The 20,026-nt window shown below is 66.5% G+C and carries 20 protein-coding genes; 9 read left to right on the top strand and 11 right to left on the bottom strand.

What is annotated here, in order from left to right:
• Position 1: 1 nt before the first annotated feature.
• The 3 genes from EV641_RS13330 to EV641_RS13320 form a co-directional block, all read right to left on the bottom strand.
• Positions 2–2,308 carry a M28 family peptidase gene (locus EV641_RS13330; protein ID WP_132472242.1) on the bottom strand — a complete coding sequence of 769 codons (2,307 nt, stop codon included), beginning with the start codon at positions 2,306–2,308 and terminating at the stop codon, positions 2–4.
• Between the two features lie 78 nt (positions 2,309–2,386).
• On the bottom strand, positions 2,387–3,613 hold the full coding sequence (locus EV641_RS13325) for a globin domain-containing protein (protein WP_054712721.1): 1,227 nt from the start codon (positions 3,611–3,613) through the stop codon (positions 2,387–2,389).
• 18 nt (positions 3,614–3,631) lie between these two features.
• Positions 3,632–4,072: an Rrf2 family transcriptional regulator gene (locus EV641_RS13320; RefSeq protein ID WP_054712699.1), complete on the bottom strand. Its 441-nt coding sequence runs from the start codon at positions 4,070–4,072 to the stop codon at positions 3,632–3,634.
• Positions 4,073–4,217: 145 nt separating this feature from the next.
• Here EV641_RS13320 and EV641_RS13315 point away from each other — a divergent pair, with 145 nt between their 5' ends.
• The 3 genes from EV641_RS13315 to EV641_RS13305 all read left to right on the top strand — a co-directional run bounded on the left by EV641_RS13315 (position 4,218) and on the right by EV641_RS13305 (position 7,187).
• Positions 4,218–5,126 (top strand): universal stress protein, encoded by a 909-nt coding sequence (locus EV641_RS13315; protein WP_132472240.1) that lies wholly within the window; start codon positions 4,218–4,220, stop codon positions 5,124–5,126.
• Positions 5,127–5,191: 65 nt separating this feature from the next.
• Positions 5,192–6,232 (top strand): LLM class F420-dependent oxidoreductase, encoded by a 1,041-nt coding sequence (locus tag EV641_RS13310; RefSeq protein ID WP_132472238.1) that lies wholly within the window; start codon positions 5,192–5,194, stop codon positions 6,230–6,232.
• A 46-nt stretch (positions 6,233–6,278) separates the two neighbouring features.
• Positions 6,279–7,187 (top strand): universal stress protein, encoded by a 909-nt coding sequence (locus EV641_RS13305; protein ID WP_132472236.1) that lies wholly within the window; start codon positions 6,279–6,281, stop codon positions 7,185–7,187.
• Between the two features lie 740 nt (positions 7,188–7,927).
• Here the strand turns inward: EV641_RS13305 and EV641_RS13300 are convergent.
• Positions 7,928–8,515, bottom strand: coding sequence for a TetR/AcrR family transcriptional regulator (locus EV641_RS13300; protein ID WP_054712705.1), 588 nt, complete (start codon positions 8,513–8,515; stop codon positions 7,928–7,930).
• A 115-nt stretch (positions 8,516–8,630) separates the two neighbouring features.
• Between EV641_RS13300 and EV641_RS13295 the strand changes: the two genes are divergently transcribed.
• Together EV641_RS13295 and EV641_RS13290 are read left to right on the top strand one after the other, a co-directional pair.
• Positions 8,631–9,587 carry an alpha/beta fold hydrolase gene (locus EV641_RS13295; RefSeq protein WP_132472234.1) on the top strand — a complete coding sequence of 319 codons (957 nt, stop codon included), beginning with the start codon at positions 8,631–8,633 and terminating at the stop codon, positions 9,585–9,587.
• Positions 9,588–9,598: 11 nt separating this feature from the next.
• Positions 9,599–10,288, top strand: a complete 690-nt coding sequence (locus EV641_RS13290) for a hypothetical protein (RefSeq protein ID WP_054712711.1) — start codon at positions 9,599–9,601, stop codon at positions 10,286–10,288.
• A gap of 23 nt (positions 10,289–10,311) precedes the next feature.
• Here the strand turns inward: EV641_RS13290 and EV641_RS13285 are convergent, their stop codons facing one another.
• Positions 10,312–10,581 (bottom strand): hypothetical protein, encoded by a 270-nt coding sequence (locus EV641_RS13285; RefSeq protein ID WP_054712714.1) that lies wholly within the window; start codon positions 10,579–10,581, stop codon positions 10,312–10,314.
• Between the two features lie 26 nt (positions 10,582–10,607).
• The gene (locus tag EV641_RS13280) at positions 10,608–11,531 is read right to left on the bottom strand and encodes a nitroreductase family protein (RefSeq protein ID WP_132472232.1); all 924 of its coding nucleotides are present in this window, start codon (positions 11,529–11,531) and stop codon (positions 10,608–10,610) included.
• A 188-nt stretch (positions 11,532–11,719) separates the two neighbouring features.
• Between EV641_RS13280 and EV641_RS13275 the strand changes: the two genes are divergently transcribed.
• Entirely contained in the window at positions 11,720–12,367 is a 648-nt protein-coding gene (locus tag EV641_RS13275) for a response regulator transcription factor (RefSeq protein ID WP_054712724.1), read from the top strand.
• A 22-nt stretch (positions 12,368–12,389) separates the two neighbouring features.
• Here EV641_RS13275 and EV641_RS13270 read toward each other — a convergent pair whose 3' ends face one another.
• From EV641_RS13270 to EV641_RS13255, 4 genes are read right to left on the bottom strand one after another with little or no spacing between them, the layout of a single operon-like run.
• On the bottom strand, positions 12,390–14,051 hold the full coding sequence (locus EV641_RS13270) for a GAF domain-containing protein (protein WP_132472482.1): 1,662 nt from the start codon (positions 14,049–14,051) through the stop codon (positions 12,390–12,392).
• Positions 14,052–14,056: 5 nt separating this feature from the next.
• Positions 14,057–14,701 carry an alpha/beta family hydrolase gene (locus tag EV641_RS13265; RefSeq protein WP_241997184.1) on the bottom strand — a complete coding sequence of 215 codons (645 nt, stop codon included), beginning with the start codon at positions 14,699–14,701 and terminating at the stop codon, positions 14,057–14,059.
• Between the two features lie 19 nt (positions 14,702–14,720).
• Positions 14,721–15,797, bottom strand: a complete 1,077-nt coding sequence (locus EV641_RS13260; RefSeq protein ID WP_277874499.1) for a tellurite resistance/C4-dicarboxylate transporter family protein — start codon at positions 15,795–15,797, stop codon at positions 14,721–14,723.
• 11 nt (positions 15,798–15,808) lie between these two features.
• Complete coding sequence (locus tag EV641_RS13255; protein WP_132472228.1) at positions 15,809–16,675, bottom strand: DNA-formamidopyrimidine glycosylase family protein; 867 nt, start codon at positions 16,673–16,675, stop codon at positions 15,809–15,811.
• A gap of 88 nt (positions 16,676–16,763) precedes the next feature.
• On the opposite strand from EV641_RS13255, the gene EV641_RS13250 reads away from it, so the two are divergent.
• From EV641_RS13250 to EV641_RS13240, 3 genes are read left to right on the top strand one after another with little or no spacing between them, the layout of a single operon-like run.
• The gene (locus tag EV641_RS13250; RefSeq protein ID WP_054720065.1) at positions 16,764–17,564 is read left to right on the top strand and encodes a thymidylate synthase; all 801 of its coding nucleotides are present in this window, start codon (positions 16,764–16,766) and stop codon (positions 17,562–17,564) included.
• Positions 17,561–18,052 carry a dihydrofolate reductase gene (locus tag EV641_RS13245; RefSeq protein WP_054720061.1) on the top strand — a complete coding sequence of 164 codons (492 nt, stop codon included), beginning with the start codon at positions 17,561–17,563 and terminating at the stop codon, positions 18,050–18,052. Before EV641_RS13250 ends, EV641_RS13245 begins: the two co-directional genes overlap by 4 nt.
• Positions 18,053–18,086: 34 nt before the next feature.
• On the top strand, positions 18,087–18,446 hold the full coding sequence (locus EV641_RS13240) for a cupin domain-containing protein (RefSeq protein ID WP_132472226.1): 360 nt from the start codon (positions 18,087–18,089) through the stop codon (positions 18,444–18,446).
• On the opposite strand, the gene EV641_RS13235 is transcribed toward EV641_RS13240, so the two are convergent.
• Entirely contained in the window at positions 18,423–19,973 is a 1,551-nt protein-coding gene (locus EV641_RS13235; RefSeq protein WP_132472224.1) for a carboxylesterase/lipase family protein, read from the bottom strand. The genes EV641_RS13240 and EV641_RS13235 overlap by 24 nt on opposite strands.
• Positions 19,974–20,026 lie beyond the last annotated feature (53 nt).

The raw sequence follows: 20,026 nt of genomic DNA, 5'->3' as shown, positions 1-20,026 counted from the left end.
GTCAGATCCGCAACGACCGGGTGACGACGACCGTCGGCGCCATCACCACCTGATCCGTCGGCGGTTCGTATCCGGGCACGACACTCAGATCGTCCGACAGGTCGATGATGCGCAGCCCCACCTGGTCTTCGAGGACGCTGAGGGTCAGGGTCACTTCGACCCCCTCCGGACCGGCTGCCCAGAATCGGAATCCGAAGTTGTCGGCCGGCTCTGCCCGGTGCCCGTCGACGGTTGCGCCGTGGACAGTGGCCGTTGTGCTGTCGACCCACAGTCCGATGGCGTTCGCGCCCCTGGGGGACGACAGGCGGAGCCGAAGCTCACGGGCGCCGCCTGCAGCAGTGTCGTCGAGCACCTCCATCTCGGGTGCCTGAAGAGGTGCTACGGGCGCCGGACCGTGCGCCATCGGCTCGTCTCGCCAGGGGAATTCCGCGGGCAGGGGGCTCGCCGGGTCGACGAGCAGTTCCCGGCTCCACTCCGAGCGCGGGGAGTCCGGGGACGCCCAGATTGCGGAGTCTCGGTCGCTGTCGAGTGCGTACCACAGGTGCTCCTGTCGCGGATCGGTCGCGCCGTCGCGGTTGAGATAGCCCGCGACGAGTGCACACACGAGTACCGACGCGATGGCTGCGGTTCCGGCCATCTGCGTCACGGAGACGCGCCCGACCCGGGTCGCGGACGACGGGAGCACCGCTTCCCAGAGCATGAGGGTCAGGGAGAACAGCACCCCGACGAACACGCCGGCGAGCGGGGCGCCGAACATCAGCCCCGCATCGAACGACATCACCACGGCGGGCACGAGCAACACCGCGGCGGGGACGGCGCCCACGGCAACCGCGATGACCGGAAGCGGTGGACGATCAGTGAGGAAGCGAGCGATCTGCATTCCCGCGAGCGCTGGCAGTGCGGGGAGAACCAGTACCGATGCGGCACCGACGAACGGCAGTGCGATCACTGCCGTCAGGGCGATCAGAACGAACGCTCCGACAGCGAAGGACGCCGCAGGTATGCGCGCACGGGCCCACAGGTAGGCCGTGACGAGCACACCCGCCGCCGCGAGGACCGCGGCAAGTTGGTAGACGCCCGGACGGAAGGGTTCGGCGGTGACGGGGGACGACATCCCGGGGGCGATGCGCATGGCGATCCACCACGGAAGCCATGCGGCGAATGCCGCGATGCCGACCGTGACCGCCGAGATTCCGGTGGCGGTAGCGACGTTCCAGTAGGTGGCGTCGCCACGCCGGATCCGTGCAACGACCAGCCATCCGACCCCGACGACGAAGAGCGACGTCAGTGCGATCTCCAACCAGCGCGGATAGTGGATCAGCCCCCATGCCGCTGCGGTCACGACCTCCTCGCCGCCGGAGTCGAGCGTCGTGAGGTCGGACTCGACGAGTTCGCGCGCGACAGTGAGGGTGGTATCGCCCATCTGCTGCAGCGACTCCTGGCTCAGCCGGTCCGGGGTGTCGAGGGGGCTGTGATAGTACGCCGAGCCTCCCGCGATCGCGGTGTCGTAGGCGTGGAACCCGGCATCGGCGAAATACTTGAAATCCGTGTCGTTGGGAAGCAGTTCGAACCCGAGTTGAGTGAGCGAATCAGCGCTGGCACCGGGGGCATGTGCGAGTGCCTCGATGAGGGCGCCGTTGGGATCCGTGATGCGGAAGGTCACGGGCACGCCTGCGTTGCCGCGCGCTTCGTGGTTGAGGACGACGGTGGGGCCCAGCGATGGCGAGCGCGTCTGCGTGAACATGTGAGAGCCGAGTAGACCGTCTTCTTCACCGTCTGTCATGAGGACCATGACGTCGTTGCGCGGTGCGGGACCGGTCGTGATCGCACGCGCGGCTTCGAGGACGGTACCGATACCGATCCCGTCGTCGGCGGCACCGGGTGAACCACGCACGGTGTCGTAGTGGGCAGCGAGCACCACGGTCCCGGTGGGGTCGGTTCCCGGGTAGAGCGCGACGATGTTGTGCACCCGGGCGCCGCGCTGTGTTGCTCCGTCGCTGGGCGAGTACCAGCCCACGCCGCTCTTGACCGAGGTGCGCCAGCCGAGCGCCTCCAGTTCTCCGACGAGGTACTCGCGCGCGGCGCTGTGCGCGGGCGTGCCCAGGACTCGGGGTTCGGCGGAAACCGCCTCGATGTGGGTGGCCGCGCGGCCGGCGCTGAACACATCGGCGGGTGCGTCGGTGCCGAGCGGTGTCGGGGAGGAGTGCAATAGCGCCGCTGCGAGTCCGACGAAGAGCAGCGCGAGTAGCGCGAGCAGGCTCGACCGTCGGGGTAGGGCCCGAGCTGCGGCGGGCGCGGCGGTGTCCATGGACCGAGCGTAGCGGTCAAAACGGGCAGTGCCCCGGCCGACAAGCCGGGGCACTGCCCGTTGATCGATCAGCGGTGCTCAGGCACCGGCAGGGGCCCAGCTATCGGGGCCGAACACCTCGTAGTGGATGTTCTCGGCAGGCACGTTGCGCTCGATGAGGGCCTCACGCAGCGACAGCATGAACGGGAGCGGCCCGCACAGGTAGGCGTGGGTCTTCGGGTCGAGGGGGAGATCCGTGATGTCGGCGCGGCCGATACGGATCGTCTCGAGTGGCTGACGTGCGCCGAGGTCCTCGTACCAGCGGTACACGTCGGCCGACGGGATCTTCTCGACGAGGGTCGAGAGTTCGTTCCGGTGTGCGTGGTTGGCGGCGGAGCGGTCGGCGTGCAGCACCGAGATCGGGCGTTGATCGCCGACCTCCGCGAGGTGCGAGAGCATCCCGATCATCGGGGTGCAGCCGATTCCGGCGGATGCGAGGAACAGGGGGGTGTCCTCATCGGTGAGGACGAGGTCGCCGAACGGGGTGGTCACCTGGAGTTCGTCGCCTTCGAAGAGATTCTCGAACAGGAAGTTCGAGACCTCACCGGCGGGAATGACGGTGCCGTCGGGTGAGGTGGACGCGGCCAACCGCTTGACGGTGATTCGCCAGTCGCCCTGGGACGGTGCGTTGGAGAGGCTGTACTGGCGGATCTGGCGAGCACCGTCGGGCAGCTTGACGCCGACCGAAAGGTACTGTCCCGGGCGGAAGGTGGGCAGGGGAGCGCCGTCGAGCGAGGTGAGGACGAACGAGACGGTGTCGGCGGACTGGTAGACGCGCTCGGCGACACGCACGGTGCGCCACACCTCTCCGACCTCGACACCGGCTGCCTTGTAGAGGTCGGCCTCGAGCGCGATGAGGGTGTTCGCCATCAGCCAGTACAGTTCGTCCCACGCCTTCGCTACCTCGGGAGTGACTGCGGCACCGAGGACTTCGACGATCGCTTCGAAGAGGTGCTTGTGCACGATCCAGTACTCGTCGGGCTTGATTCCGAGCGAGGCGTGCTTGTGGGCGACGCGCGACAGAATCGCCTCGACGCGGGCGGGATCGGGGTCGAGCTGCAGCGTGGCGAATGCTGCGATCGAACCGGCGAGAGCCTTCTGCTGCTCACCCTGCTTCTGGTTGCCCCGATTGAACAGGTCGCGCTCGAGCTCTGGGTGCTCCGCGAACATCTTCTTGTAGAAGAGGGGAGTGATATCGCCGATGGCGGCACCGACTGCCGGCAGCGTGGCGGCGATGACGTCCTTGGATTCGGGCGAGAGAGTCATGGTGAACTCCATTTCCTGTCAGGGTGTGGGCTGAGTGAGGGTCAACAGGACCGGTTCGATCTTCGAGGTCGCCAGGTCGGCGACGGTGACGTCGTCGAGCGTGGCGTAGAAGGCCTCCTGCGCGTCGCGCAGCGCCTTCCGGAGTTTGCAGCCGTGACGGAGGGGGCACGGGTTCGCTCCCTCGCAGTCGACCACTTCCTCGTCTCCTTCGAGCTGTCGCGCCAGCCAACCGATCGTGGCGGTGCGGCCGAGTTCGGTGATGGCCAGCCCTCCGCCTCGTCCGCGGCGGGTGGTGACGACGCCGAGCTCATTCAGTCGGGCAACCACCTTCGTCGTATGTGCGTACGACAGATGTAGTTGCTCGGCAACGAGTTTGGTTCTCGGCACACTGTCCGCAGAGGATGCGGCCAGGTGCATGACAACTCTCAGTCCGAGATCGGTGAACTGGGTGAGTTGCATGCACTCACGCTAGTAAATTTGCATCCAGGATGACAATTTAGTGTGACGTAGATCGCTGACGGAATCTCGTTGTCTCACTTACTTCTCCGGTTGCAGGGACGAAAGTCCATTCCACACCACATCCTTAGGGGCTAGTCTCGATCTTGTGAAACCTCACGGTGAAACACCTCGAGACCACAACAATGTGACTGTCGGTGTGGACGGATCGCCCGCGTCCGGTCGAGCAGTCCGGTGGGCCGCGGCCACCGCGGCGCAGCGCGGCCTGTCTCTGCACCTCATCCATGCGGTCGATTTCGCCACCACCGGCTGGGCCGCGACACCCTTTGTTCAGACCTCCCGGATATTCGAGTGGGCGGAGGAGGACGCCCAGGCCGTCCTCGGTGAAGCCAAGGGGATCGCACAGGAGAGCGCTCCCGGTCTCGAGGTCACCGCCGCGGTGGCCCTGACCGGTACTGCGAAATGGCTGGTCCGGTTGTCGCAGGAGACTCGGATGCTCGTACTCGGGCAATCCGGAAGCGGACGCATCGGCGAGATATTTCTCGGTTCGACACCCGTTGCGGTGGTCGGCCACGCCGCGTGCCCCGTTGTCGTCGTGCGCGGTGAGGAGGCGCCCGAACCCGACTATCGGCCTGTCGTGGTCGGGGTCGACGGGAGCCCATTGAGTGAGAACGCCCTGGCTGCGGCGTTCGAGGAGGCGTCGTTCCGTGACGTCGACCTCGTGGCCGTACACATCTGGAGCGATCTGAGGGTCGGAAGCCTCGAAGCGATGCCCCTCGAATTCGAGCCGCAGGCCCTCGAAGACATCGAGCGCGTGCTGCTCGGTGAGCGCCTGGCAGGCTACGGTGAGCGTTATCCCGACGTCACCGTCGTCCGCAAGATCTACATCGACGGACCGCGCACCCATCTGCAGGCGTGGAGCGAGCATGCGCAACTCGTCGTGGTCGGCAGCCGAGGCCGCGGCGGATTCAAGGGGCTCGTTCTCGGTTCCACGAGCAATTCGCTCCTGCGTGAGGCCCACTGCCCGGTCATGGTCGTCCGTCCGGACGAAGACTGACGGCGGTAGTGTTCGGGGCACGGTCCACAGGCGTGCCCCGCACGCCGCAGAGTTGAGGTGTGCGCATGCGAATCGGAATGGGTTTGAACTACAGCGGCGGATTCGCCGAGACCGTCGCCGAGGTCGCCGACCTCGAGCGGGCGGGCCTCGACATCGTGTTCGTCCCGGAAGCCTATTCGTTCGACGCAGTGAGCCAGATCGGTTACATCGCCGCGAAGACGTCGCGGGTCGAGCTTGCATCCGGCATCTTCCAGCTCTACACCCGGACGCCCACGCTGACCGCGATGACCGCCGCCGGCCTCGACTACGTGTCCGACGGCCGCTTCGTGATGGGTATCGGGGCATCGGGTCCGCAGGTCATCGAAGGTTTCCACGGTGTGCCGTATCACGCGCCGCTCGGCCGTACCCGCGAGATCGTCGAGATCTGCCGGAAGGTATGGCGGCGCGAGAAGGTCGAGTACCAGGGCAAGTACTACCAGCTCCCGCTTCCCGAAGACAAGGGCACCGGACTCGGGAAACCACTCAAGATCATCAATAAGCCTGTGCGCGAACGGATCCCGGTTGTCATTGCATCGATCGGCCCGAAGAACGTCGAGCTGACCGCCGAGATTGCCGAGGGGTGGGAGCCCATCTTCTACTACCCGGAGAAGGTTGCCGAGGTGTGGGGCGACGCGCTGGCTGCGGGCAAGGCCAAGCGCGACCCCGCGCTGGGTGAACTGCAGACGTACGTCCAGGTCGCGCTCGCGATCGGCGACGACGTCGATCACATGATCGACTGGGTCCGGCCGATGCTCGCCCTCTACATCGGCGGTATGGGAGCGAAGGGCAAGAACTTCTACAACGATCTCGCCGTCCGCTACGGTTTCGAGAAGGAAGCCGCGCTCATTCAGAAGCTCTACCTCGACGGCAAGAAGGAGCAGGCGGCGGCCGCTGTGCCCGAGGACCTCGTGCGTGCCGTCTCGCTGATCGGTCCCGAAGGCTATGTGCGTGAGCGTGTCGCAGCGTTCGAAGAAGCCGGCGCGACCACACTGAACGTCACCCCGCTTGCAGGCGATACTGCCGGCCGGGTCCGTCTGATCGAGCAGATGCGGAGTATCTGCGGCTGACCCACTGGCCGGGTCGGCGTCACCATCACGGAGAAAGGTTCCGGACATGAGCGAGATCAAGCCGATCATAGTCGCGGTCGACGGGTCCGACGCGGCCTCGGGCGCGGTGATCTGGGCTGCCCGCGCGGCAAGTGCCCGATCGGTGCCACTGCGCATCGTCACGGTCGTCCACGTTCCGGCTTTTTACTACTCGGAACCCTACCTCGCGCAAAGTTTCCACGAGGAGATGAAGACCACTGCCCGCGACCGCCTCGCCAATGCGGGCGTGCTCGCGCGGAAGATCGTCGACGACAACAACGGCTCGGTGGAAATCAGCACCGAGCAGATCGAGGGCAAGGTCACCAACACTCTGATCGAACTGTCGTCACACGCCGATCGGCTCGTCGTCGGGTCGCGTGGACTCGGCGAGGTCAAAGGTCTGCTCGCGGGGTCGGTGTCGACGGCACTGGCCGCCCACTCCGTCGCTCCCGTCGTCGTCGTGCGCGGCCGCACTCTAGACGGGGCGCCCCCGGCCGAAGGTCCCGTCGTGGTCGGAATCGATGGGTCGGAATCGTGCCGGGCTGCTGTCGAGGCCGCGTTCGAAGAAGCGGCCGCGCGGCGGGCGACCCTCGTTGCGGTGAATGTGTGGAGCGACGTGAGTGTGCAGCCGTCGCTGGGCGCAGTGCCTGAGGATCCGCATTGGAACCGCATCCAGACGGGCGAGGAGATCGTGCTCGCCGAACGCCTGGCCGGGTACCGGGAACGGTATCCGGACGTCGTCGTCGAACGGGTGGTTGCGCGCGACCGGCCCGTACGGGTGCTCAGTGAATATGCCGAGAGCGCACAGCTTCTCGTGGTGGGGTCGCGTGGACGCGGAGGATTCAAGGGTCTGCTGCTGGGGTCTACCAGCAACGCGCTGATCCAGACCGCCGACTGCCCGGTGCTGGTGGCGAGGTCCGAGGTGGGCGGGGAGTAGACGTCTGAGGGACGCCCTGCGGGCGGCTGCGCCTGACCGTACGGAGACCCTACGGGTCCCTGTGTTAGCCTTCGGCCCCTTCCCCAACGCTGCCCGGTCGCCATACCCCGATAGACCGTCTCGGCCAGCACTTCTGGCCCCACGTCGGAGGTGACGTGTGGCTTGTACTGGACCCGGTCGGTTGTGTCGACCCGCGCGATCGGGTGCTCCACCGCCGGCTGCGGAGACGAAGGATACTGGCGCCCAGTCGGTTTCGTTCCGAGGAATGACACCCCGGTACGCAGCGTCGATGCGCTGACGTCGGATCTGAGGAGATGAGCGACGAATGCCGGGGCGTGCCGCGGTTACCGAAACGGCCCTTGTGCACGCCGGGGCAGGAGAAACGCCTCTGGTCCCTCGATCAGCACTGCCGGGTCGGCAGGATCGAGGGGCCGGAAGTTCAGGACGTCGGTGAAGAACCTGGCGGGCAGGTGAGATGTCGGCCGGCGCGGAAGAATGCGCTCGCGGCTCGTTGCTGATTCACGCCTCTGAAGGGCGTGTGGATAGAATCCACCGTACGGTGCATGACAGTCCAATCTGTCGTGTGCCCAGACCCCGGTTCGGTGTTAGCGCACCTGCCGGGGTCGACCTGTATTCAGGCCGGTGGAGGCATGATCTCACGTGGCGCGATCGGGGTCAACTCGAACAATTGTTCGGTTCGCTATGGAGTCTTTACCCGCGAACCTGGCCACGGCGCATGTCTACTGATCGGATCCGGTGAGCACGCCGGAGACGAGGAGTTGAACGAGTCGGTCGGCGTCGTAATCGGGGTCGCCGGCCACTCCGATACAGAGGTTCCCGATGCCCTTCATCAGGTTGTATGCGTCGACTGGTGCGATGTGTCCGGCGCCGCGATGTTCGAACGTGGCCTCGAGGAGTGAGGCGCAGACCGGCACGAGGCGATCGACGAAGTAGGCGTGCAGCGCATCGGATCCGGCGCTGTCTCCTTGCAGTGCGCCGGCGAGGCCATGCTTGGTGACCAGGAATTCCACGAACAGTGCTACCCATGAGCGCAGGGCGGCTTCGGGCGTCGGGCTCTCCTCCAGCAGTCTCGGACCGGCGTCGGCGCACGCTTCGACCTGGTGGCGGTACACCGCCACCACGAGTTCCGGACGAGTCGGGAAGTGCCGGTAGATCGTTCCCATTCCGACCCCGGCTCTCGCCGCGATCTCACGAACCGGTGCGTCGACCCCGGAGGTGACGAACACCGCCGCCGCCGCGTCGAGGAGCGCCTGCTCGTTCCGTCGCGCGTCGGCGCGCTTCGTGCGGCGTCCGCTCTCATCGATCACAGAACACACTCTTCCATGTCGTACGGGTTGCTATCCGGAACATTGCTCCGTATTGTTCGGAACATCGCTCCGTTTTCTATTATGGTCGGGCGCCGGCCATCGAAAGGACCACGTCGTGACTTCTTCCGTCCTGACTACTTCACTTGTTTCCACCCTCGACGATCTTGTCGGCGACGGCACTCCCGTCGTGTCCCTTGCCCCCGTCGAACTGTCGGCCGATGATCGCCCGCTGCCGCTCGACGTGCGGATCTCCGCGCCGATCACCGGCTCCGACCTTCCGATCGTGTTGCTCTCGCACGGCAACGGGTGGCATCACGACGGCTATGCGCCTCTGGCCGCGTTCTGGGCCTCGCGGGGCTTCGTCGTGGTCCAGCCCACCCACCTGGACTCCAGGCGGTACGGGATCGGATTCGACGATCCCCGCTTCCCGAGTATCTGGACCGAGCGGATCGCAGACTTCGGACGCATTCTCGACCAACTCGACGTCGTCGAAGCCGCCGTCCCTGGCTTGGGCGGCCGTGTCGACCGCACCCGCATCGCCGTCGCCGGTCATTCCTGGGGTGCGCAGACCGCGCAGGCCCTCCTCGGCGCCCGGATCATGGGCGAGGACGGACAGGTCGGGAAGGACATGTCCGACAGCCGGGTCGCGGCAGGCATCCTCCTATCCGCCACCGGGGTTGGCGGTGAGGAGCTACATCCCTTCGCGCAAGCCAACTTTCCGTTCATGTACCCGTCGTTCGGGGAGCTCACCACGCCGACGCTCGTCGTGGCGGGCGACCGCGACCAGTCCCACTTGTCGAGCCGCGGCCCCGACTGGTTCACCGACGTCTACACCCACAGTCCCGGTGCCACCGATCTCATCACCTTCTACGAAGCTGAGCACGCACTGGGCGGGATTCCCGGGTACGAGGTCGCGGAGACCACCGACGAGAACCCGGAGCGCGTGGCCGTACTGCAGCGGATGAGCACCGTCTATCTTCGCACCGCGCTCCGCATCGACGACAATTGGGCATCCGCCCGGGCAGCCCTCAACGGCAGCACCGACCCGATCGGTCACGTCCACAGCAAGTAACCCGCCCCGGAATGCCTGCTCAGACTCCGATCGGAGCCGACACCGTCGGGTACGTTCCGATCATGACGCCGACGTGGGAGCAGGTCCGAGGCTCGAACTACTGCACGATGGTGCACGCCGTCAAGTCTCCCAACACCGGATACGCAACCATGGGTGCCTCGCCAACCTTTCTTCTCCGCGCCTACGACGTGTTTCCTCCCCGGGCAACTCGCGGATTCGACGACCAAGGTTTCGTCGGCCCGAGTGCACCCAGAGCAGTCCGCGTTCGTGGCCGGGACGGCTGGGAGGTGCGCGCCCTCGACCAGCGAGCGAACCAAGCGGTCAGCTACGTGTTCGACGCGGAACTCGGCATCGCACTGCGGTGGCAGCGCGGTGGGGACTGGATGGAGCTCGAAAGCCCCACCCTCGACGGCGTATTCGATCCCGCATTGTTCTCGTGGACAGGGCCCGCACGCCCAGCCGAGGACGATATCGCGAAACTCCACCGCGAGCACGAGGAACGTCAGCGCGCTCTGGCCGGTATTCCTCAGGCGCTTCCGACGTGGCTGCCGATGACAGATCGTCACGAATCGGCGAACCCGCTCGCGCGTCGTCAGCACGGTATCGTGTGGGCCGTCTTCTTCCTCGCACAGTGCGGCGGCGATCAGATAGGTGCTCGGGTCGCGGAGGGCAGTGATGAACCGGTAACTGCAGGTCTATGAGACTGTGCGAGATCAGCGGTGTGTCAGCCGAACTCGTCGACGCCGTCCGTCCTCAGGCGACGCCACATGTCGGCCGGGTGCACACCCTCACGGATCGCATTGTTCTCGATCAGGATGCCCAGCATTTCCGTGCAGGTGTAGGCGAGATCCTCGAGTGGAAGACCGCTGTAGCGGGCCGCCAACCAGCCCGAGGTGTTGCCGGCTTTCGCTGCCTGTGCCATGTCCAGAACGACCTGGTACAACTCGGCGTTCGACGGCACTTCGAGTTCGATGCCGGTGAGTTCTTGTGTCACCTTCGGGGTCCCTTCCTCACGGGCGGTCAGTAGCCGATGCGCATGATCAACTGTGGCGGGGTGGCCATACCCAATCGTGCACCGAGTCGGTCGGCGGAGTCTTCGATTCGGAGCGGATGGGTGAGAACCGACGCCGAGAGGCGGGCGTCGACGGCCGCCAGCCATGCACGTTCGGTGGCCATCCCGATCCGGACCAGATCGATCGGGTCGGCGGAAGCGGCGTAGAACAGCAGTACGGTCTCGCGGTCGATCGCGGTGGCCAGCGCCGATGTGTCGGGCACATCGGTGGTGATCATGGCTTTGCCCGCGGCACCGTGCTCGTCCAGCGTGGCATCCCAACCCTCGACGACCTCGGCGTTGCCTTCCGGCTGCCAATGCGACGTCCACGAGAACATCTCGCGTTGATAGTGGGGATTGCGACGCTTGGCCTCGGCCGAGTAGGTGAGCATGTCGGCGAGAGCCTGGGCCTCGTCGGACGCCAGCAGGCGGATGCCGACACCGGGCACCTGGGCGCCTGCGGCGACGACGTCGCCGATGGTCTCGGCGGGCACAGGGATATCGGTGAAGGCTTCACGGTGGCTCTTGCGACGGGAGATTGCAGCGTATAGCCGAAGGTCCGAGCTGTCCGGAACGGATGTCCCGAGCGTCTCGATCCGAGCGATGACGGCCGGACGATCGGGGAAGGGACACAGGTCGGTGCGGACTTGCCTGCCGAGGACACGCATCGCGAGCTCGAGATGAGCCACGGCGGTGCCGCACGAGATGAGCCGATCGGGGCGTAGGGGGTCCGCGCCGGGCTCCGCGAATTCGAGACGTTCCTCGAGCTCCGCGGCGGAACCGGGAAGCGTCAGGTTCCACGGTTGTGTGTCGTGGACCGACGGGGCTTCGATGACAGCTCGCGCAATGATCTCCGTATCGCTGGGCGACCAGGTTTCGGAATCGACGGTCATCGCTACCCTCCCCATCCGGTCGTCGCCGGGTACCGACACATGTCCCGGTGTAGTACGAGCGTCGCGCATGGGTGCGGGCAGGGTGCAGGGGCAAAGGTCCCGAAACTGACGTCGAATGGCCCTGAGGCACAGACGGTCGTGGGGAGCTGCGACGATGGCACCATAGAGCTCAACGAAAGGTGCGTGCGATGCCCCGCATATTTCTCGTCGACGACCACGAGATCGTGAGACGCGGACTGGTGGACCTGCTCAGCAGCGTCCCTGACTTCACCGTCGTGGGTGAGGCCGCGTCGGTGGGCGAGGCGCTCGCCCGGATCCCGGGAAGCGGCGCCGACGTCGCGGTGCTGGACGTCAGGCTTCCCGACGGCAACGGTGTCGAACTGTGCCGGGAACTGCGCACCCGGATGCCCGAATTGCGTGCTTTGATGCTCACGTCGTACTCCGACGACGAGGCGCTGTTCGACGCGATCATGGCCGGCGCGTCGGGATTCGTGCTCAAGCAGATCCTCGGCACCGACCTCGTGTCGGCGGTCCGCACGGTGGGGGAGGGCGGATCCTTGCTCGACAGCCGCGCCACCGCCGCGCTGATGAATCGGATCCGCGCGTCGCGGAACGCGGACCCGCTGGCGGAGCTGTCCGATCAGGAGAAGGCCGTGTTCGAGCTGATCGGCGAGGGGATGACCAACCGCGAGATCGCCGAGCGGTTGTTCCTCGCCGAGAAGACGGTGAAGAACTACGTGTCGCGGCTGCTGGCGAAGCTCGGGATGCAGCGCCGCACGCAGGCCGCGGTCCTGGCAACCGAGTTGCGCAAGGGCAAGGAGCAGGGACAGTCCTGAACCTGCTCGGGTGCAGGATGATTCAGAGCGGCGCGCTCCACAACACCCGCGTTCCACTGACGTCGCCGGGTCCGATGGTGCACTTCCCGCCGCATTGTGTGGCCCGGCGTTCGAGGTTGGCCAGGCCGCTTCGCCGCGGCGCGTCCGGGAGGCCGGTGCCGTCGTCGACGATCTCGATCCGGAAGTCGTGATCTGCGGTCACGGACACCGTGATGTTCTCCGATTGTGAGTGTCGCAGCGCATTGCTCAGGCCCTCGCGCAGCACGGCTTCGGCGTGCGGGTGGATGCGGTCGGGCACCAAAGTGTCGATAGGGCCTATGAATTGGACATTCGGCGCAACTGCCGAGTGAATGCTGAGATCACCCACGACGTCGAGCAATCTCCGCCGAAGGCTGGTGCCGACCGCGGCACCGGCCGTGTGTAGATCGAAGATTGTCGTGCGGATCTCGCGGACCGTCCGATCGAGTTGCTCGACGGCATGATGGATCACGTCGGTGACTCGGCCGGGGTCTGCGCCGGGGGCCATGACGCTCTGCAGGCTCATTCCGGTGGCGAAGAGTCGCTGAATCACGTTGTCGTGTAGGTCTTGCGCGATGCGGTCGCGATCTGCGAGGACGTCGAGCAATCGCTTCTTGCGTTGCTGCTCGGCGAATTCCAGTGCCACTGCTGCAAGATTCGCCATCGAGTCGAGTCGTGCGATCTCTTCGTCGTCCCACGGATCCGATCCGGCCTCCTGGGTGACGATCAGCACGCCGGTGATGGTGGAGGTCGCCGACAGCGGCAGCACGATCGCGTTGCCCTCGTTGCCGTGTCCGGCCGACGGCAGTCCGGCCAGTGAATCGGTGAGAACCGCCTGCCGGGTCCTGAGTGCATGCAACACCGGTGTGTCGGTCAGGTCGATGCGTACTGTGTCGGCTGCCGGTGCCGTCGGTGATGCAGCGCGAAGCGTGCCGTGTGAGCCGTCGACGAGGACGACGAAAGCTCCGGCGCCGCGGGCCAGTTCGCGGACCTGGCCGGTGAGCAGGCCGAGTGTGTCGTCGACCGAGCCGCCCACGAGTAGACGTGCGTTGATCGAGGCCATCGCCGCGAGCCACCGTTCGCGGGTCAGTGAATCTTCGAACAGTCGCGCGTTGTCGACGGCTATGCCGGCGGACGTCGCGAGTACCTTCAGGATCACCGCATCTTCCACGGAGAACTCCGGCTCGCCGAGCTTCTCGGTCAGGTAGATGCTGCCGAACACCTTGCCGCGGATCATGATCGGAGTGCCCAGGAAGGACTTCATGGGTGGGTGGTTCGGCGGGAAACCGATCGACGCCGGGTGCTTCGACAGATCGGCCAGTCGCACCGGGCGAGGATCGTTGATCAGCAAACCGAGGATGCCGCGGCCTTCCGGCAGGTGGCCCATTCTGCTGCGCTGTGCGGTGCTGATGCCTTCGTAGACGAACTCCGACAGGCCACCGTCGGCTGCGCGCACACCGAGTGCGCCGTACCGGGCATCGAGCAGCGACACCGCGGACTGGACGATGCGTTGCAACATGGAGTCGAGTTCGAGCCCCGACCCGACCACGAGCACCGCCTCGAGCAGGCTGCGCAGAGTCTCCGGTGCTGTGGCGGCGTCGTCGAGACGGTCACGCAGTTCGGTCAGGAGGATGTCGATCGGCGCTTCGGTGACCGCGTCGGGCATGTCGTTCACAGGGAGTCTCCCAGTAGGTCGAGTACCGCGGTGACCGCCGCGTCGGACGGGTCGGTCTTCGCACGGCTCAGATCGTGACCGGCGGCCGGCACCTCGAGAAGGGTCGTCGGCCCGGCCACCAGTGCTGCGGCGGCGCGGACCTCGTCGAGAGTGCCGAACGGGTCGCGGGCGCCGTGCACGAACAACGTCGGCACCGTGATGCCGGGCAGATGTTCGGTTCGGGCTTTCTCGGGCTTGCCCGGGGGATGCAACGGGTAGGACAACAGTAAGAGTGCGTCCGCGATCTCGGATTGCTCCGCCACGAGCATGGATGTCTGCCGGCCCCCGTAGGAGACACCGCCGACCAGGATCGGTCCCGTGTGCCGTTCGCGTAGCGCGGCGGCAGCGTCGGCGACTCCGGATCGGTCCTCCGCGGCGCGGGCCGGTTGTGGAGGACCCTTCGGTTTGCGTCGCCGGAACGGCAGGTCGTAACGCAGCGCGAGGAGTCCCCGCTCGGCGAAGCGGTCGCACATCACCTGCAGGATCTTCGCGTCGCTGTTGCTGCCGGCGCCGTGGGTGAGGGCTATCGCGCCACGAGGCTTCCCGTCGGGGATGTGCAGGTGGCCGTGCACGATGTCGGTGTCCAGGAGTTCGACGCTCACCAGACCACCGTAACCGGGCTTAGGGAACATTCCGGTCGGAAGGAATTTTTGCGGGTGTGACGCGGGGGCGCAGGAGCGTGGTCCACAGGTGGTGCAGCATCGAAGTGAACACGAGTAACCACACCGCCACCGCGACCCATAGTTCGGCTTCACCGACCGCGCCGACGAGCGGCAGGTCGTCGGCGCGGCCGAGATATATCCCCGCGACGGCGTACATGCCGAGGGGGAACACGATCGACCACAGCGACGAGTCGTACGTGAGCGGCACCTTGTGAACGCGGTGCCGCCACCAGCCCGCTGCGATCAGCGGCGGGAACAACCACGTGGCGAATGCCCAGATCACCACGGCAAGGCCGGCGATCAGGCCCCGGGTGGCATCGACCATGGGCGCATCGGCCATCTCGACGATCTGCGCTCCGGCCACGACCGTGATCGAGCACGCCCCCATCGCGACCCAGTACGGTGCGGTCAGATCGGTGGGGCGCAGCGGATATTGCAGCATCCGCGCGGCCACGAAGATCCCGGCCGCGGCATACAGGAACAGGCCCACCGCCCACGCGAACACTGCGACCGCGGCCAACAGGCGGTCCAGATCCACGTAGACGGGTTGCAATGCGGCGGCGGCGATGGCGACCGATTCGCTCGCCACCACCCAGATGAACCAGGTGCCGTTGGCCTTGGCGAGCACGGGACGTTCCGTGGTGCCGAGGACAGCGGTCCACGGAATGACGTATCCGAGGACGAGCCAGGTCACCGAGGCCACGAGGAGCAGGACCGCCGCGGTCGAATGCCAGCCCTGCATCATCAGGCGCACACCCAGCACGTTGCTGCCTGCGATGAAGGTGAAGAACCCGAATGCCCGCGACGAATCGGCCATGTCCGAGCGCAGGGCACTCCGGAACGACACGAGTCGCCAGGTCGAGAGCACGACCAGTACCGCGTAGGCCAGGGCCGCGATGATCAGCAACGTCAGCGATGCGACGTCGAATCCCCGGAGGTGTAGTCCGATCGAGATGATGCCGCTCGACATGACGAGTGCGAAGTAGCCGGGTGCGAGCGACCGGACCGCCGCGCTCGACCGGGTCGAGAGATCCACGTCGGCAGACCTTACTTCAGCAGCCTGGACATCCTGCGATCAGCGAGGATCTTCCCCCCGGTCTGACACGTAGGGCAGTACTGGAAGGACCGTTCGGAATACGACACCTCGCGGACGGTGTCGCCGCAGACCGGGCACGGCAGCCCCGCCCGGGCGTGCACACGCAGACCCGAGCGTTTCTCCCCTTTGAGGCGGGCGGCGTCCTGACCCACCGACCGGTCGACAGCGTCGGTGAGGACCGAGCGCATCGCGTCGTAGAGCGCGGTGACCTGTTCGTCGGTAAGACGCGACGCGGTGGCGAACGGAGACAGCCGGGCGACATGCAGGATCTCGTCGGAGTATGCATTGCCGATCCCCGCGAGCACCGACTGGTCGACGAGGAGCGTCTTCAGTCGCGCGGTACTGCCCCCGAGGAGCTCACCGAACTCGTCGGCGGTCACGTCGAGAGCGTCCGGTCCGAGTCGTGCGATACCCCGAACCTGGGCGGGGTCGCGGACGACCCACACCGCAAGTCGCTTCTTGGTGCCTGCCTCGGTGAGGTCGAAGGCGGGGGCGGAGGCGTCGGGGCGAAACAGGTGTACGCGGAGCGCCAGTGGCCCCTTGCCGAGCTTCGGTGGTGTCTGCGACGGCTCGTCGAGCCATCGCATCCACCCTGCCCGCGACAGGTGGGTGATCAGCGACAGCTCGCCGCACTCGACGACGAGGAACTTGCCGAGTCGGCGGGCGCCGGTGATGTCGTGGCCTTGCAACGCGGTGATCGGCGGGTCGGCGGTCTGCAGCACGCTGAGGGCCGCGACGTCGATGCGACCCACCACGGATCCGACAGCGTGCTCGCGGAGGAACACGGCGAGTGCTTCCACCTCGGGGAGCTCCGGCATGCCTCTCAGGCTACGACCCGTGCGCGTTTCGAGTGGCCCTGACGACCAGAAACGCGCACGGATGGCGGAGCCGCATAGACTGCTGCTCGTGACTGTCCCGACTCCGTATGAAGACCTGCTGCGCCTCGTCCTGGACACCGGGACCCCGAAGTCCGACCGCACCGGTACCGGCACACGCAGCGTGTTCGGGCATCAGATGCGCTTCGACCTCGCGCAGGGCTTCCCGCTGATCACGACGAAGAAGGTCCACCTCAAGTCGATCGTCTACGAGTTGCTGTGGTTCCTGCGCGGCGACTCCAACGTGAAGTGGCTGCAGGAGCACGGAGTGACGATCTGGGACGAGTGGGCGTCCGACGAGGGCGAACTCGGACCCGTCTACGGTGTCCAGTGGCGCTCGTGGCCGACACCGGACGGGCGGCACATCGACCAGATCGCCGACGTCATCGACACGATCCGGAACAACCCCGATTCGCGTCGCATGATCGTCTCGGCGTGGAACGTCGCGGATCTCGACGACATGGCGTTGATGCCGTGCCACGCCTTCTTTCAGTTCTACGTCGCCGACGGCAAGCTCAGCTGTCAGCTGTACCAGCGCAGCGCCGACATGTTCCTCGGTGTGCCGTTCAACATCGCCAGCTACGCACTGCTCACTCACATGGTGGCGCAGCAGACCGGACTCGAGGTGGGCGAGTTCATCTGGACCGGCGGCGACTGCCACATCTACGACAACCACATCGAGCAGGTCACCGAGCAGCTCAGCCGCGGGGCATACCCGTACCCGACGCTGAAGCTGGCGCGACGCGACTCGATTCTCGACTATCGATTCGAGGACGTCGAGATCGTGGACTACAGGCACCACCCCGCGATCAAGGCACCGGTGGCCGTGTGAGCGACCACGTCACGCTGATCTGGGCGCAGGCCCACGGCGCCGTGATCGGCCGCGACGGCGCGATCCCGTGGCACGTCCCGGAAGACATGGCGTTCTTCAGGAAGGCGACGATGGGCAGGCCCGTCGTGATGGGCCGGCTCACATGGGATTCGCTGCCGGAACGATTCCGGCCGCTGCCCGGTCGCCGCAACGTCGTGGTCACCCGTAATCCCGAGTGGACTGCCGACGGTGCGGTCACCGCGTCGAATGTGGACGATGCACTGACCCTTGCCGGCGACGGCGAGGTCGTTGTCATGGGCGGCGGTCAGATCTACGCGCAGGCGATGGACCGCGCGACGCAGCTGCTCGTCACCGAGGTGGATCTCGAGGTCGACGGCGACGCCGTTGCACCGGTGATCGGGCCGGAGTGGACCCCCACGGACACCGGCGAGTGGACGATCTCGACTTCCGGAACTCGATTCCGGTGGATCAGGTACATCCGAAGCTGAGTGTCGGGTCTTCCGGTACGCCATACTGCGAACCATGGACAAGCTCTCGCTCACCGCGCTGGCCAGACAGCAACTGAAACTTGCCGCCACCTCGAGTAGTGGACGCAGCTCGCACACCGTGTTCGGTGGACACGCCAAGAGCCTGCGGCAGACTGTCGTCGCGCTCCAGGCCGGGCGGGAACTGCGCGAGCACGACAGCCCGGGCGAGGCGACCCTGCAGATCCTCACCGGTCAGCTGCAGTTGATCGCGGGAGCGAATTCGTGGAAGGGCTCGCCCGGGGATCTGCTGATCATCCCGGCGGAGCGGCACAGCGTCGAAGCGCTGGAAGATGTCGTGTTCCTGCTCACGGTGTCCATGTGGGAACCCGCTTCATGTGAGCCCAGTGCTACATGAGGGCTGTGTGTACCCGAGCGCCGGGGCGTAGCCCCGATAGCCCTCCCAGGCAAGCCGGCGCTCACTGCGAGGATCGTGCTCCACGCGGGTCGGCACGTCGAACACCACGGTCGCGCGGCGGGTCTCGTCGTAACGAGGCCACGACGGCAACGGTTCGCCGTGTCGCGCGAACTGCAGCCACTGGCGCTGTACCGATGCGGAGACCGTCCGCAGATCGCGACGCCCACCCACCGAGGTGAGCAGCCTGCCCACCAGTTCGTCGGCTTGTCCGAACACGGCGAACAATTCGACGGCGTGCGTGGCGTCGAAACCCGTCCACCGCAGCAGCCGGGGAGCGAAGTCGTAGCGGTAGGCGAACGTCGGTGCGTGTCGCGCGTGGGCCTGCGCGATCTGCACCGACGGATACCAGAAGGTGGTGTCGCCGCCGAGGTCGATGGCGGCACGCTCGGAGGGGTAGCCGGGATAGACGGCGATGATGCGATCGTGCGCGTCGGGGTCGGTACCCGCGAACATCCGCTCGATCCGCCGCGGATCGGTGGGGAGCGCATCGAGAAAACGCGGGAAGAGCGCACCCTCGCGGTCGTTCGTGCCGATGATCAGCGGTACCGCGTGCGCAGCGCCCGTTTCGTAGGCCTCGAGTGGCGGAATCGGCAGGTAGTCGCCGTCGACGACGGGACCGAACGGATGCAGTCCCGGCGTCGAACGCAGCACCGAGGCGCCGAGGCGTGATCCGGTACGGCCCAGTTCGGCGGGGGTCGTCTCCGACAGTGCTTTCACCGCGGTGTCGGTGTCCGCGCCGAGCAGTTCGACGAAGCGCCGACCCCACTCGCGGGCGCGGTCGACGGTGTTCACCAGCCCTGGAGCGGGGCTCTGCGCGATCGCGCGCGCGAACAACCCACGCGCGGCAGGGGTCGCGAGGAGCGTGGTGATCGACGTGCCGCCTGCGGACTCGCCGAAGATGGTCACGTTGTCGGGGTCTCCGCCGAACGCGGCGATGTTGCGCTGTACCCATTCGAGTGCGGCCACCTGATCACGTAGGCCGAGATTGGAATCGAAGGGGCGCGAGACGTCGGAGAACTCGGTGAAGTCGAGATAGCCGAGCGCGCCGAGACGGTAGTTGAGCGAGACGTACACGATGTCGCCGCCGCGCACGAGGGATGCCCCGCCGTACAGCGACAATGCACTGGTGCCCATGGTGAAGGCGCCGCCGTGGATGAACACCATCACCGGCCGGGGCGTGTGGGCGCGGCCCGACGGGGCGAGTACGTTGAGCGTCAGACAGTCTTCACTGGCGGCGACCCGGGTGCCGGCGCCGGTCACGAGCCCGCGCGGATGCTGACTCGCAGCGTTCCCGAAGCGTGTCGCATCGAGGACACCCGACCAGGGCTCGACGGGCTGCGGCGCACGCAATCGCAGCGGGCCGACCGGCGGCGCGGCGTAGGGGATGCCTCGCCACGCGAGGAGGTCGCCGTTGCGGACTCCTCGGACGGCACCGTCCGTGATTGTGACGAGTGTCTCGGACGTCATGCTGGGCACTGTACGTGACGGGCCGTCACAGCAGGGTGGGCGTCGTGCCTGCG

The organism is Rhodococcus sp. SMB37, from assembly GCF_004345605.1.
Taxonomy (GTDB): domain Bacteria; phylum Actinomycetota; class Actinomycetes; order Mycobacteriales; family Mycobacteriaceae; genus Rhodococcus.
Note: the sequence above shows the minus strand (reverse complement) of the source record. Positions and strands in the feature narration are given on the sequence as shown.